Here is a 17,388-nt window from a genome sequence, read left to right on the forward strand (position 1 = left end):
CTTAATCAAAAAAAGTTAAATCATTTAAATAGCCTATAAATGTATAAATATACTCTTTTGATATTATAGGCCATTTAACACCTAACCTGTACAATACTTGGATAGTGTATTCATTTTCACAATCAAGCCAAACTTTTTTAAATTTACCTGATCCAATAGAAGTGATAAAACCTGATACTCCATCTTGTTTATCTTTATCATTTAAAGTCTGATTGAGATAGTATTCATATTCCTCGTCTTCAACAGCTTCAATTTCAAGACCCAATGGTTTAATAATATCCACTATGTTCCCAAAACAAATTTTGTAATGTTGATACGGATGGAAAACAACACATTCTTTAGGTGTTTTTGATAATTCAACAATAGATTTGGCCGTTACATCAATCGGACTTAATTCATCGGCATCACTTAACATTGAATAAGGAATTTTACCTATAGTAACGAAAGCTTTAAGCCTATTGATAAACCCATTTGTATCGAAATTAAGTTGGAATTCACCATCATCGCTTCTAGCCATTAGGTTTCCTACCCTCATGATTTTAACAGACAAATCATCCTCGACTGCTGCTTCTAGAACAGCCCTTTCTGCTAAAAATTTGCTTCTGAGGTATTGGTTATCAATACCTTGCCCAATGAATAAATCTCGTTCATTAAACATATAATCTTCCGGAGGGAAATTATTTATACTTTCACCTGCAACACTGTAGGTTGAAACTTGCACATATTTAGCATTTTTTAATTTAGCAAATTCTAAACCATTCAACACTCCACCAAAGTTTATATCTTCAATATCAGTACCTGAAGAGAAATGTTTAACATTTGCAGCACAATTGAAAATTGTGTCAATATCATGTGAAATTAATTTTTCAAAATCCGCATAATTAGTTATATCGCCTTCAACAACATGCAATCTATTATTGAATAAGTTTTCATAGCTTTCTGAGAAATAATAGAACAATAACGATTTTAATCTTTTATCTGCAGATAAATTACTTCTTGATCTAATTAAACAATAAACATTACTGTCAGTATTTTCCAATAATTCTCTCAAAACATGAATACCTAAAAATCCGGTCGCCCCAGTTAATAAAACATCACCCAAGTCATCATCATTTTCACCTTTAATGAAATTATCCAAAGTATTTTTCTTTAATAGTTCATTAATTTCAGAATAATCATAATCAAACTCTTCACTAAGTGAAACATCCAAGTCATCATCAGTTAAAATAAATTCTGCAATCTTACGAGGAGTTGGATTATCAAAAATATCCCCATAACTAATATTGAAGTTTCGATTTAATGCTGCAAGAGTGATTTTAGTTACAAGTAAAGAGGTTCCACCCATTTCAAAGAAATTATCTGTTACTCCAACCTTATCAAGAGATAAAACTTCTGCAAAGGTATCGGCAAAGAATGCTTCAATATCATTTTCAGGAGCAACATATTCTGTAATTAAAACAGGTTCTGGCAAATTCTTTAAATCTGTTTTACCATTTAATGTTTGTGGCATTTCATCTAATTCCATATAAACTGTAGGAACCATATAATAAGTTAATTTTGAATTTAAATATTCCTTTAAAGCTGCAATATCAATAGAATACCCTTCCTCATCAGTTTTAAACTCATCATAAACTGTAAAGTATGCACACAAATGATCATTGTTTTTAATCTTTTTAACAACAACCGCAAGATGTTCAATACCTTCAAATTCTTTTATAGCAGTTTCGATTTCTCCAATTTCTATTCTCAAACCTCGAAGTTTAATCTGATTATCCATTCTACCTATTATAACATATTCATCATCTTCCGTGATTTTAGCAAGGTCTCCGCTCCTGTAAAATCTAATTCCATTGATTTCCATATACGATTCAGCATTCTTTTCAGGACTGTTCAGGTATGCTCTTGAAACACCTTTTCCTGCAATGCACAATTCTCCGATTACATTTGGAGGAAGAGGATTGAAGTCTGCATCCATAATCTCTTCATATACATTCAATAATGGTTTTCCTACACGGATTTGTGAGTTTTCAAGCAAAAGGCCATTGCAATAGACTGTTGTTTCAGTTGGTCCGTAAAGGTTGTAAATTTTTCCATTGGAGTTTTGGGAAAGCATGTCAAATAGTCTAGGAGGGAATGCTTCACCTGCAATCAAGAATGCTTTAAAATCACACATTGCCTGTCGGAAGGATTCAATTTCCATATATTGGAGCAGACGTGAAGGTGTGGACACATAAACATTTGCACCAGTTCTTTTAATCAAATCCAGTGTTGCAATAGGATCTTTGTATTCATTGTCATCTGCAAAGGCAACAGGAATACCATTTAAAAGAGATCCCATTATTTCCTGTTCAAATACATCGAAAGCAATGGTTGTTGTAGATAAAAACTTGTAATTCTCCTTTTCGAGATTGGTGACCATTTCATAAGTATACAAATTATCCGGATGAGGATAGACAAGGTTTGCTACGTTTCCATGTTCTAGCATTACACCTTTTGGAAGTCCTGTGGAACCGGAAGTATAAATGATGTATGCCAAATTATCACCTGTAACATCAACGACAGGGTTGGAAATATCCTCCTCTTCGAGCAATTCACTAATATGGAGCAGTTTATCTGAATAAGCGGACAAATCAATATTTTTAATATCCACAATATCATCAATGATAATGAATTTAGATTCACTATCGATTAAGACATGTTCTATACGGTCAGATGGATAGTCTGAATCAACAGGAATGAAGCATGCTCCTGCCTTTAAAATTCCAAAAATTGTAGCAAAAACACTGCTGTCACGTTTTAAAATTAACATGACCTTATCTTCAATTCCAACACCCCTTTTGATTAAGCCATGAGCAATGCGATTTGCCTTCTCATTCAAGTCATTGTAAGTGAATTCACCATCAGATGCAGTTAAAATTACTTTCTCACCATTTAATTCAACCTGTTTTTCAAAAATCCTATTTAATCTGGATTCTTCGATTTCAACATATTCCAAATCATCAACACTCTTAAGACCCCTTTCAATGATGGACACATCTTTTAATAAAACATTCGCCAATTCTCCAGAGCCATACTTAATTAACTTATTTAAAACAATGCTGATGCTGTCTAAAAATGTGTTTACTAATAGAGAAGAATATAATGCGTCATTATATTGGCATGTAATATCATATTTTCCATTGCTTTCAGACACAAACAGACTCAACTTGAATTGCAAATCTTCATATTCCAATCCTTCACGTTCAACAACCTTTCCATTAATCTCAATCTCTTCTATAATGTCACCATTAAAGGCAAATAAAAATTCAGGAACAATTCCATATTTATTTACAATTTCAGTTAACGGATATGATGAATGAGATAATGTACTTACCCATTCCTTATTGATATATTCAAAATATTGCCTGAAACTTAAATCGCTATTTAATTCCAAAGACAGTGGCAAGGTCTTAACCATCATGGCCAATGTATTTTGCTCATCGGGAGAAAATCTTCCATTTGTAATTGTTGCAAACAAGAGGTTTCTGTTATTGACAAATTTTGAAAATACAAAACTTGAAACAGAGAGGAATAAATTATTTGGAGTAATGGATGCATCATTACAGAATTCATCTATCATCTCTTTGTCGATTACATTGGATAATGAACGAGATTGTCCTTCCTCTTCAATACCATTTAAATCCGGAGAAATTAAACTGCCTTCATCATAGTCTTTAATTTTATTAAAGAAGTACATTTCTGATTCTTTATAATGTCTAGATTTTTGAACTTTGACTTCTTTTTGAGAATATTCATAACCATTAAGAGGTTCCAAATCGTTTTTATCAAATTCCAAATCAGGATCATCATAAACTGAAGCTATTTGTCTAAATAAAATATTTAATGATGTTCCATCCACTATAATATGATGGAAATCACAGAGAAGAGAAACATTATCATTATTTTTGATAATTTTAAATCTGAATAGGGGACCTTCACTTAAGTCAAACGGTTTAACAAATTCCTTTTTGAACTTCTCATCAACATTATCCACTTCAACAAGTTCAATCAAGTCATCAATGATTAGATTATCTTGCCTTTCTTGATATACAATACCATCTTGCATAACAATTCTTGTTTTTAAATATGGATGGTAATTAATTACTTTTATAATAGCTGATTTAAGCCTGTTTTCATCAATATCATCTCCAAAATCAATGTATTTTGGAAGATTATAGTTTACTTTATCTAAGTCTTTAACACAATCAAAGTAAATTCCCAGCTGATTTGGAGTTAATTCGTAATATTGAGATTCATCTTCCTCAAATTCGCCAGAAATATCATCATATCCTTCATTAATCTCGATATTTTCAACGATGCTTCGGATTGTCGGATTTTGAAGGATACTAGTGATATTGATTTCCTTATCAAGGGTGTTGTAAATCTCAGTGCTTAAACCCATCATAGTCAATGAGGTGAAACCTATTCCATAAAGATTGTCAGTGACTCCAAAATCATTGAAACCTACAATTTCGGCACAAATTTTAAAAATGCTTTCTTCAAGTTCATTTTCAGGCATTATACGTTCTGTGCTTATTTCTGGAGATGGTAAATTTTTTGTATCTATTTTTCCATTCGGTGTTTTAGGCATCACATCAAGTTGAGTGAATGAAGTAGGAACCATATACCTCATTAATTTGGTTGAAAGATACTCTTTTAATTTTTCAACATTGATTTCATCACGACCGGTATAATAAGCGCACAGATTGTCTTGGTTATTGATTTGCTTAACAGTCACCACTACACTTTCAATATCAGGATATTTAGAAATTGCTGATTCGATTTCACCCGGCTCGATTCTTTGACCCCTGAGTTTGATTTGCTTATCTTTTCTTCCAATTATTACCAATTCCTCATCGGAATTTTTATAAGCCAAATCACCAGTTTTATAAAACCTCAAATTATTAACAGTTATAAACTCTGATTCATTTAATTCAGGCCGATTTAAATATCCCGGAGAAGTTTGAACACCTGCTGTACAAATTTCACCAGTAATATTGTTAGGCAGTGGATTTCCATCAATATCTATTATTAAATCAATATTATTTGGAATAGGAGTTCCTTCAGTTATTTCTTCACTATCAATCAATTTTTGATGTGTCGCTATTGTGTTTTCAGAAGATCCATAGGAATTGAATATCTTAGCAGTAGTGCATTCAATCAAATCATCATAAACAGATGGGATAAATTTCTCCCCACCGATGATTATAACCTTGAATTGATCCAACAAATCTTTAAATTCAATGACTTTCATGTATTCCTGAATTCTTGATGGAGTTAAAGATAAACCATCAACTTGAGATTCTTTAATTAATCTGATGAGTTTGGATAAGTTCTTAGACTCTTCATCACTGGTCAATGTTATTTTTGTACCGTTAATGATTGTGGCTAATGCTTCTCTTAAAAATGCAATGAATGTGGTTGTTGTTAATGACAACATGTTTGAAACATCATTCTGTATAGCATGTATCGCAATATTGTCCTCACTAGGAGTTATATAATTAATTAAACCTTTATGATTAATTTTTACTCCTTTTGGCTTTCCTGTTGAGCCTGAAGTATAGACAATACATGCCAAATCATCAGGCTTAATGTCAATATCCAAATTGGCATTATTATCATTAGCCAATAATTCATCTACATTTGACTGGATTATAAGTTTTGCATTAGTGTCCTGTCTTATAAATTCAGTTTGCTCTTCGGGCTGTTCGGTTGATACAATAGTAAAAGAAGCGCCTGCTTTTATAGCCGCATAAATAGCAGATATCAATTTGGATGACCTTTCAAGTTTTAAAATGACATGGTCTCCAGGACTTATTCCCAAATCAACTAAACTGTTTGCAATTTTATTTGCCTGAGAATTCAATTGATTATATGTTAATGTTTGTCCATGATCCAACAAGGCAATATTTTCGCTGTATTTTTCAGCAGTTTCCTCAAACAATTCTTTCAGACTTGTATTAATTTCAATTTTTTCAAAGGAGTTATGAATCTCACATAATTCCTCTATTTTTTCGTCAGACAACATTGATATTGCTTCAATTGGAGCATCAATATCCTTTTGTAATTTTTTAACCATCAATTTAATATTATTTGTCAAATCTACAATAAAATCAGAAGAATAAAGAGCATCATTATATCTTAAAAATATTAGGTAATTCTCTCTATTTTCTTCAATGTAAATACTTAAATTGAATTTTGGTAAATCAAGTGAAAGGTCTGTGATATTTAATGAATTTATTTTGCCTTCCTCATTGATTATCTGGTCATATTCATTAATTCCCACTTGATACGCGTAGTAAATATTTGGATTGATGTTATATTGTTCAAATAATTTGGTATAAGGGTAATTTTCATGATTTACTGTTTGGGTTAAGGTATTCTGGATAGAATCGAAATATTCACCCACACTTTGAGTTGCATCAATCTTATGAATGAGAGGCAGAGTCTTGACAATCATAGCAATGGTATTTTCATAATTAGGATCCAATCTTCCACTTGAAATGGTTGCAATTAACATGTCCCTTGTATATGTGTATTTGCTCAATGTTAAAAGGGATGCAGCCAAGAAAAGATTATTCGGAGTGATATTATATTTCTTACAATATTCATCAATAGCCTCCTTACTCATCTGATTATAATATTCACCCAATCTAGCGTTTTCAATAGGTTTACTTATATCCGGAGCAATATCTGTACTAATGTCAATCTCGGTTATTTTGGAATTGAAGAATTCTTCAGATTCCTTGAAAGAATCCAATTCCATTTGTCTGTAATCTTCAAGAATATATTCAAAACCAGTATATGTCTCTTCTAACAATTCATCTCCATGATATGCATTAATTAAATTTCTAATGAATACATTAAATGACATACCATCAAAAATAATATGATGAACATCTAAAAGCAATGTGGTTTGATTATCATAATTATATATTTCCGCTCGGTAAAGTGGAGAATCATGTAAATTGAAGGGTTTTGCGAATTCTTCCTGAAGTTTTTTACTACATTCCTTATTTATAATATTCACATTTACTTCAGCATCATCCTGACGTTTAATCCGTACTTCACCATCTTTTTGTGTTATGATGCTTTTTAAATAGCTGTGGTGATTAATTACTTTTATAAAAGATTCTTTTAATTTTTCAGGATTGATATCCTTACCCATTTCAATAACGCTAACCATATTATAAACTAACTTGTTAGGATTTTTAACAGATTCAATGTAAACGTTTAACTGATTATGGCTTAATGGGTAATATTCCTGTTTTTCATAATTAATTTTTTCAACATTACCTTCATTATTTAAAAGATTTTCCAAATCACAAATATTTTCTGCATCCATCAATGATTTAAAAGATAATGAAATATTAAAACTTGAATATATCTCATGTGAAAGTTTCATTAATGACAATGATGAAAAACCCAAACTGAATAGACTATCCGTAACACCAAATTCTTTGAAATTCAGAATTTCACTACATATGTCATATAACATTTTTTGAACATTATTTTTTGGCAATACATATTCAGTTGTTAAAATTGGTTCCGGTAAATTTTTAATATCTGTTTTGCCATTTGGTGTTTTTGGAATCTCATCCAATTGCATAAATACTGTTGGAACCATGTAACGAGTGAGGCGGCCCTTTAAGAATTTTTTTAAATCATCACTATCAATTACCTCACTAGCAGTATAATATGCACATAAATGGTCATTATTGTTTATTTGTTTAATTACTACAACGGCTTGCTTAATATCGGGATATTTATTTATATTGGATTCAATTTCACCAATTTCAATTCTCAATCCTCTCAATTTAATTTGATTATCAATTCTTCCTTTAATATCAATTTCGCCATTTGGAAGCTCAATAGCATAATCTCCACTCTTATAATATGGAATGCCATTGATGGTTGAAAATACTTCTTTGGTTTTTTCAGGTAAGTTGTAGTATCCTTTACCTACACCAACCCCACCAATGTATAATTCACCCATAACTCCTAAAGGCAATAACTTACCATCAATATCACGAACATCAGCCATATAATTATCTAAAGGAAGTCCTACAGTCAGATTATTAATATCCGTCACTTCTTTGTTGTTAGATGTGATTGTTGTTTCTGTTGGACCATAACTGTTATAAACAATTGCATCAGAGTATTTTCTTAAATCTTCAAATACTCTAGCTGAAAATTGCTCTCCACCTATGAAAATACATTTTAAACAAGAAATCGCATTACAGAATTCATTAACCTCAAGATAGGATGCAAGTCTTGAAGGAGTAATATCCAAAACTTCAGGTTTGGTTTCCTCAATTAACTTAATTAATTTCGGAATGATTTTAATTTGAGCATCATCAGCCAATATCAATTTCAAACCATTTGAGAGAGATGTCAGGATATCATCAACAGACACATCAAAGGAAATTGTTGTGATACAAAGTAAACTTTCATAGGTTGATTTAGGGTTTTGAACCTGATTGCAAATGTTTTCATGAGAAATCATTACCCCCTTAGGATTGCCAGTAGAACCTGAAGTATAAATCATATATGCCAAATCATCAGCTTCCACGTTTACATCAGGATTTTGAGTGTTTTCTTCTTCAAGCAGCTCATTGATATCTAAAAAGTTTTTTCCTGACCTGTCAGAAATAATATAATCTGCTTGACTGTTTTCAAAAATATAACTAATTCTCTCATCAGGATATTCAGGGTCAATAGGAATAAATGCACAACCCGCCTTCAGAATTCCTAAAATAGAAGCAATTAAATTACTATCCCTTGAAAGCATTACTAAAACATTATTTTTCGGTTCAACACCTCTATTAATTAAAGCATTAGCAATAATATTTGCTTTTTGGTCCAATTGCTTATAAGTTAATATGACATCACTTGCAACAAGAGCAATATTATCTGGATTTTCACTGACCTGTTTTTCAAAGCGTTTATGCAAAATTGGATTTTCAACAGGCACAAAAGTAGGAATCTCTTCACGTGCACTTAATTCAATTTCATTAATCTTTAATTGCTCGATATTTTCATTTATAAATTGATTTAATGTTGATAAAACACTTTCCAAGAAAGTTTTAATATATTCTTTAGTGTACAAACTGTCATTATATAAAATAACTAATTCCATACAGTCTTCATTTTCATTAACATCAAAAGTTATTTTATAATTTGTTTCAAGGGAATTCAAATTTTTAATTCTATAGACTTTATCATCCAATTTGATATTTTCATTTTCAAGATTGTTATATGTGTACATGAATTCAGGTTTCAAATCAAATTCTTCAGCTATTTTAATATATGGATAATTACTATGCTTTATTGCATTTTTCCACAACTTATCAATTTGATTAAATAATTGCCTTACGGAAATATTCCTGTCTTCATTAATAGAAACAATTGGGAATGTTTTAACTAGAAATGATTGTGTATTCAAATAATTAGAATTTATTCTTCCATTAAATATGGTTGTCAACAGAGTTTTATCATTAAATGTGTACTTATTTAAAGTCAGTATGGTACTGGCCATGAACAATGTGTTTGGAGAAATTCTATTATCCGCACAGAATTTCTTTATTGGCTTTGAATCAATGCTTTTAAAGACTGATTCCAAATGGCCCTCCTCTTGATCATTGTTTAAATCAGGAACCAGTATAGTTGAGTCAACTTCCTTGGTTAACTGGTCATGGAAATATTTTTTGCTTACAACATACTCTTCACTATTTTTGGCTTCTTTTTCAATTAAAGAGCAAATATAACCATTGAAAACCTCTGGTTCTATTTCTTCACCATTATATGCATTAGCAAAGTTATTAAATAATAAATCAATGGATTCGCCATCAGATATTATGTGATGTATATCAAAGAATAAAATTGTTTCACTATCTGTTTTATAGATTTTAACCCGGAACAATTGATTATCTAATAATTCAAATCTTTTGACATTTTCTTTTTCAATTTCTTCATCAGAAATCTCATTTATTTCGACAATAGGAATTTCATCAATAGCTATCGAATCATCACGTTTATGCATCAATTGTCCATTATGGAGGACTATTCTGGTTTTAAGATAAGGATATGAGTCAATTGTTTTAATAATGGATTCTTTAAGTTTATATGGATTGATACTGCTGTCAAACCTTACTACAGATGGAAGATTATACTGCACTTCATCAGGATTTTGAGCACACTCGTAATATACGCCCAATTGATTATCCATCAATGGGTAAAAGGTAATTTCTGTTGAAGACTTTATTAAATCATTTAAATCATTATCAAATCCCGCATTATCAATCTGATTAGCGACATTTCTTATTGTAGGATTCTCCATCAATTCATGGATATCCAAATTAACATTGAATGATTCATAGATATCTGCGTTAAATTTCATTAGTGATAATGAAGTAAATCCAAAGGCATACAAATCATCAGTAACACCAAAACTATCAATATTTATAAATTCCGAAAGCATTTCAAATAATTTCTCTTCAGTTTCACTTTCAGGAGCGACATTTTCAGTTATTAAAATTGGTTTGGGCAGATTTCTAATATCAGTTTTACCGTTTGCAGTTTGAGGAATTTCATCCAATTCCATATAAACTGTAGGAACCATATAATAAGTTAATTTTTCATTTAAATGTTCTTTTAATTTAGCAATATCAATTGAATAATCCTGACCTTCCTTTTTAAACTCATCAAAAACAGTATAGTAAGCGCATAAATAATCTGTACCTTTAATATTTTTTAAAGCTACAACAATAAATTTTATACCTTCAAATTCTTTAATGGCGGATTCAATTTCACCTATCTCAATTCTGAATCCTCTAAGCTTAATCTGATTATCCATTCTTCCAAATATATAGTATTCCCCATCTTCAGTGACCTTTGCAAAGTCTCCAGTTCTATAAAATTTAACTCCATTAATCTCAGCATATGCTTCGGCATTCTTTTCAGGACGGTTCAGATATTCTCTTGAAACCCCTTTACCTGCAATACACAATTCACCAATTACATTTGGGGGCAAAGGATTCAAATCTTCATCCATAACCTCTTCATAAACATTCAATAATGATTTTCCTACACAAATTTGTGAGTTTTCAAGCAAAAGGCCATTACAATAGACTGTTGCTTCTGTTGGTCCGTAAAGGTTGTATATTTTTCCATTGGAATTTTCGGAAAGCAAATCATATAGTCTAGGAGGAAATGCTTCACCCGCAATCAAGAATGCTTTAAAATCGTACAGTGCTTCCCGCATAGATTTAATTTCCAAATATTGAAGCAAACGTGAAGGTGTCACTACATAAACATTTGCACCCGTCCTTTTAATCAAATCCAGTGTCGCAACAGGGTCCTTGTATTCATTGTCATCTGCAAAGACTACAGGAACACCATTTAAAAGAGATCCCATTATTTCCTGTTCAAATACATCGAAAGCAACAGTTGTTGTGGATAAAACCTTGTAATTCTCCTTTTTGAGATTGGTGACCAGTTCATAAGTATGCAAATTGTCCGGATGAGGATAGATGAGGTTTGCTACATTTCTATGTTCCAGCATCACACCTTTTGGAAGACCTGTAGAACCTGAAGTATAAATTATATATGCCAAATTCTCAGGCAAAACATCAACGGTTGGATTAGAAATATCCTTTTCTTCAAGCAATTCACTGAACTGCAGCAGTTTATCTGAGTAAGAGGACAAATCAATATTTTTAATATCAACAATATCATCAACAATGATGAATTTTGACCCACTATCAGTTAAAACATGCTCAATACGGTCAGAAGGATAGTCAGAATCAACAGGAATAAAACAAGCCCCTGCCTTTAAAATTCCAAAAATTGAAGCAAAAATACTGCTGTCACGTTTTAAAACAATCATGACCTTATCTTCAATTTCAAGCCCTTTTTTAATTAAAGCATGAGCAATACGGTTAGCTTTTTCATTTAACTCATTATAAGTATAGCTGCCGTCACTGGCAGTTAAAATTACTTCATCACCATGCAATTCAACCTGCTTTTCAAAAATCTTGTTAATTCGGGATTCTTCAATTTCAACATATTCAAAATCATCAACACTTAAAACTTCACGATTTACAATGGAGATATCCTTAAGGAAGGTATTTTCAAAATCTTCTTTTGACAATTTAATTAACTTATTAAAAACAATTAAAACACTGTTTAAAAAGGTACTAATTATTTCAGGAGAATATAGTGCATCATTGAACTTGCATATAATTTCAAAATAATCATTTTTTTCAATTACATTAAAAATGATATTATAATTATTTTCAGAAACATTTTGATTATTGAACTGATATAATAATTTAGGATTAAAACCCATTTCATCGACAATCTTTGACAATGAATCATTGTAGTTTACTGAATTTGACCAAGTATCATTGATTTGATTTAAAAAAGATTTAACAGCCAAATTTGTATCTAAATTTAAGATTAATGAATATTCATCAAATGAATTTCCAGTAATCATCATACTATTTGAGATAAATAAATTTTTATTATAAACAAATTTTGACAGCACAAAACTGAAAATAGATAAAAACAGGATATTTGGCTCAATATCCAAGTCTACACATAATCTATTTATATCTTCACAATCAATAAATGATGAAATACTATGCATTGAACCTTCAAACTCATCCCCATTTAAATCAGGAGTGATAAATGTTTCTTCATCAATTTCAAAAATTTGCTTTCTGAAAAATATTTCAGCATCAGCTGAATCTTTAAAAATACCTTTTAATGATAATTTTTCTGAATCCATTGAAAAAAAATCCCCTTTAAAATTTATATTATATAATTTTATTAATTAAAATATATATTTTTTATAATTTTTGACTTTTCGGCACTTTCAAGAACTTAAGTGATTTTTAGTAAATCGCGTTGTCTCATCCTAATACTTTAATTTTAGATTAAATCTTTTTAAAATTATTTATCTGTTTTAAATAATTTTTTTATGTGTTTTAGAAGTTTTTATGGAGCATTTTTCGATTTTATTGGATGTTATTGCTATTATTGAGTCCGTGAGATGATTTGTGAGTTTTTTGAATTCAGGAATTATTAATTTGGAGATTAATTTGCGAATAACTGATGAAACATTAGAATTTATAAAAAAGTAGCGAAATTATCCACTACTTTTTAGTGAATTTTGTTTCATAGGTAAAGAAGCAACCAAGTTTCATCAATTGACGACAAATTATATTGAAGTATAAGCTGACTAGTCTTCACTTTAGAATTGTCCCATATCATTCCCAAACTAAAAAAAATTCAGACCCCTAAATTTTTTATCTGAATTAAAGAATAATGTTCGTGTTTTATAGAATTTGAATAATATTTATATATAAAAATATAATAATTTAAATGTAGAACATTAAACTATTTTTATTGAAACTTAATGATTATCTACACAATTTTAATATAGGGGATAAACAAATGAAGAAAATAAAAATTCTTCTTGTGTTGACTGTACTATTCATTTCTATTAGTGCTGTTTCGGCTGAAGGGAACTTTACAGCACTTCAAGATGAAATTAATTTAAGTACTGAGTGTGTAGAAATAACGCAAGATTATGTGTATAATAATGAGACTGATGCAAACATTAGTTATGGAATCACAATAGAAAAAAATGATTTTACTATAAACGGTAACGGACACACAATTGATGGAAACGGCCAAACAAGAATATTTAATATTAGGGGAAATAACGTGACAATTAAAAACCTTAATATCATAAATGGAAAAGCTGTTTATGGAGGAGGTATTTTTATCAATCGCGGCATTGAACTTACAACTAACAATGTAACTTTTGAAAATAATAATGCCAGTGAGTTCGGCGGAGCCATTCTAAATTTGGGAGAGTATGAGAGTATCAATGACAAATTTACCAATAATTATTGTGTCAAAGGTGCTGCAATCTATAGTCAGGGAGAAACAAACATAAAAAATGGAACTTTCACTAGTGATATTGAATTAAAATGGGGTTTTATCAACATTTTTGCTTGTTCACTATTCATTGAAAATACAACTTTTGCAAATGCAACCTCCAAATATTCAACTGCGATTAATTCTGTTCAAGGTAAAATAAAAATTAAAAAATCTGATTTTTATAACTTGACTGCAATAATGACAGCAGGATCAATAGGAGTTAAATTACTTTTCGACGAAGTTGAGATAGAAAACTCTAATTTTATCAATACATGCTCCGGGAAAAATGGTGGGGCAATTTTTGCCGATGTTGGAGGTGAAAAAGGAGAAGGTAACGGAACTATTAAAATTATGAATTCCCAGTTCATTAATTGTTCTTCAGAATTTGGTGGAGCTTACCTTCAACTAGCAGGAAAATTAGTTATTGACAATACAAACTTTACTTTAAATAAAGCAGCATTTGATGGAGGATCCATTTATACTTCCTGGACAAATCAAGTCAATATTTCCAATTCAAGATTTTTTTCAAACAGCGGACTTTATGAAAATTTTTCAAATGGAGGTGCATGCTACTTTGATTTGGGAAAAATTATCATAGATTCCTGTACTTTTGAAAATAACGAAGCAAGCGAAGGTTCATCAATTTATGCATATGACTGCAAAATAGATTTATCCAAAAATTATTTTAATAATCCTGCAGAAAGTGGTGTAAGTATTTACACAGTATATGACAAATCATATACAGAAAGAGGTAATAATTTCACAAATGATGAATTATCCCTAAACAATACAAACTACGAATTGACTGTTGAATCATCCCAAATGAAATTTGATTTGATAAACAACACGATAAATGTGGTGACTCTTCCAAAAAGATTTGACTTACGTGATTGGGGATGGGTTTCCCCTGTTAAAAATCAGGGCTCTATGGGTGCTTGCTGGGCGTTTGGTGTAACAGCAGCACTAGAATCATCATTAATTAGGTTTACCAATATTACTTATGATTTTTCAGAAAATAACCTTCAAAATACTATGTTAAAATATTCAAAATACGGTGAAGAAATCTTTGATGAAGGTGGAAACGTAATTTTAGCAGCGAACTATTATTCCAGTTGGCTTGGTGTGTCACCTACTGAATTTGATACTTATGACGAACTTGGAAAAATATCTCCTTTAATTGCTACTCCACAGGATTTGCATATGAAAGATATGTTATTTATTTCAGAAAGAAAAAATTCAACAGATAACAATGGAATTAAAGAAGCAATACTTAAATATGGAGGTATAGCAGTAAATTATTTCCATGATAACCAATATTTAAACACTACAACATATGGATATTACAATAACAAAAATATAACTATGAATCATGTAGTATGTGCTGTTGGATGGGATGATGATTATCCTGCTTCATACTTCCCTACAACCGCTCCGGGAAATGGAGCATTCATCATAAAAAACAGTTGGGGAACTGAATTTGGAGATGATGGATATTTCTACATATCATATTATGATGTATCTTTCTGTACTGTTTTTGAATCTATGGGATTTATTTTGAAAAATACTGAAGATTATGATAAACTTTACCAACATGAAATCAGTACAAATTATAAAACAAAGAACAGCACATATTTTATGAACAAATATGTTGCAAAAGAAAATGAATTAATTGCAGCTGTTGGAACAATATTTAATAATAACCCCTATGAAATTTCAATATTCATAAATGGTGAAAATGTATACAATCAAAGCGGCATAAGCGATTACTATGGATATTCAACCATTAATTTAAATAAATGCATCCCAATTAAGATGGGGGATGAATTTTCAGTGATGATTAAAAGCAATAGTATGTATATGAGTACAATAAGGGGTCATGTAGAACCAAATGTCACATTTGTAAGTGATGATGGTAACAACTGGACAGATTTATCTGAAAATAATGAATCAGCAATTATAAAAGTTTATACTAAAAATTTACCTTTCTACACTGAAGATTTAGTAAAAATCTATAAAAATGATTCCCAATTTACTGCAGAAATTGGTGTTGCTAACGAAGCTGTAACTTTTGAAATCAATGGTGTAACATATACCAGAACCAGTGATGAAAACGGAACTGCAACAATAGCCATTAACTTAGAGCCGGGAAATTACTCAATCAAAACAACATTCAACGGCACAACAGTTGAAAACACAATCACAGTATTGCCAACATTAATAGCTGAAAATCTAGTAAAATACTTCAGAAACGCTTCACAGTTCTACATTGACCTTATTGATGGTAAAGGAAATCCAGTTAGTGGAATTAACATTATCATGAACATCAATGGAGTATTCTACAATAGAACCACCAATGAAAACGGCACTGCAAGATTAAACATCAATCTAAACCCTGGAGAATACATCCTAACCGCAATCGATCCGTTAACCGGACTTATGATGTCATATAACATTACAGTATTGCCAACCATGAACGCAACCGACATGAAAATGACATATAAAGACGGCTCAACATTCAACGTAACAGTCCTTGATGGTCAAGGAAAACCTCTGGATAAAGCTGCAGTAACATTCAACATAAACGGAGTTCTCTACATAAGATACACAGATTCCCAAGGAATAGCCAAACTAAACATTAACCTCATGGCAGGGGAGTACATCATCACTTCCGAATATGACGGGATGAAAATCGCAAACACAATTACAATCAAGGATTAATTTAATTAATCCTTTCTTTTATTTTTTGAATTATTTACAAGAAGTTTTTTAAAAATTTCATTTTCACATAAGAAAAAGTATAATTTCTAAATAATTGCATGAATATCATAGATTTTTTGAAAAATTTTAACCATAACGAAATATTTTAAAATAAACTTTGTTTTACATCAAGATAGCGGGGTTCACTAACCTCTTTGACAGCATCATTCTCTTTAACATCCCCAATCAACAATGGCGAATCTGGATTATGCAACTTTTGGTTCTTTTTAACTAGCTTCAGATTTCTAACAAATATTAATTTACAATAAATTTAAATAATAATAAACATGAACTTATCATGATAAGTTTTTTTGCTGGGGCAATACAATGGACACGTTAAATAAGATTGAAAAGATGGATATAATTCCGTTATATCCTGCACTAAATTTAATTTTAAAAGGGCATACAAACTTTTTTGAAAAAAAACTGGAAGGAACTAATGTATCTCCCGCTGAAATACATTATATTTTAAGAATTTATGTGGACAATGGAAATATCACACAACGAGATTTATCAGAAACGTTCAGCGTATCCGAACCCGTTGTTGCCAGAACTCTAAAAAATCTTGAAAACAAAGGATTTGTAATACGAACTAAAGACCCGAACAATAAAACCCGAAGACTACTTTCTTTAAGTGAACAG

Annotated in this window: 3 protein-coding genes; 2 read left to right on the plus strand and 1 reads right to left on the minus strand. The window is 30.7% G+C overall.

Going from position 1 to position 17,388, the window contains the following annotated elements; genetic code table 11:
• Nucleotide 1: 1 nt before the first annotated feature.
• Complete coding sequence (locus tag ACKI3Q_RS09540) at nt 2-12,829, minus strand: amino acid adenylation domain-containing protein (RefSeq protein ID WP_407416359.1); 12,828 nt, start codon at nt 12,827-12,829, stop codon at nt 2-4.
• 668 nt (nt 12,830-13,497) lie between these two features.
• Between ACKI3Q_RS09540 and ACKI3Q_RS09545 the strand changes: the two genes are divergently transcribed.
• Both ACKI3Q_RS09545 and ACKI3Q_RS09550 read left to right on the plus strand, forming a co-directional pair.
• Nucleotides 13,498-16,707 (plus strand): C1 family peptidase, encoded by a 3,210-nt coding sequence (locus ACKI3Q_RS09545; protein ID WP_407416360.1) that lies wholly within the window; start codon nt 13,498-13,500, stop codon nt 16,705-16,707.
• 366 nt (nt 16,708-17,073) lie between these two features.
• Nucleotides 17,074-17,388: MarR family winged helix-turn-helix transcriptional regulator (locus ACKI3Q_RS09550; RefSeq protein WP_407416361.1), on the plus strand; the 315-nt coding region annotated here is incomplete at its 3' end.

Origin of the sequence: Methanobrevibacter sp. (assembly GCF_045636185.1) — an archaeon.
GTDB lineage: Archaea > Methanobacteriota > Methanobacteria > Methanobacteriales > Methanobacteriaceae > Methanocatella.

Excerpts from the sequence above, each read along its gene's own strand:
- ACKI3Q_RS09545 (WP_407416360.1), top strand. The coding sequence starts at position 13,498 with ATGAAGAAAATAAAAATTCTTCTTGTGTTGACTGTACTATTCATTTCT.
- ACKI3Q_RS09540 (WP_407416359.1), bottom strand. The coding sequence starts at position 12,829 with ATGGATTCAGAAAAATTATCATTAAAAGGTATTTTTAAAGATTCAGCT.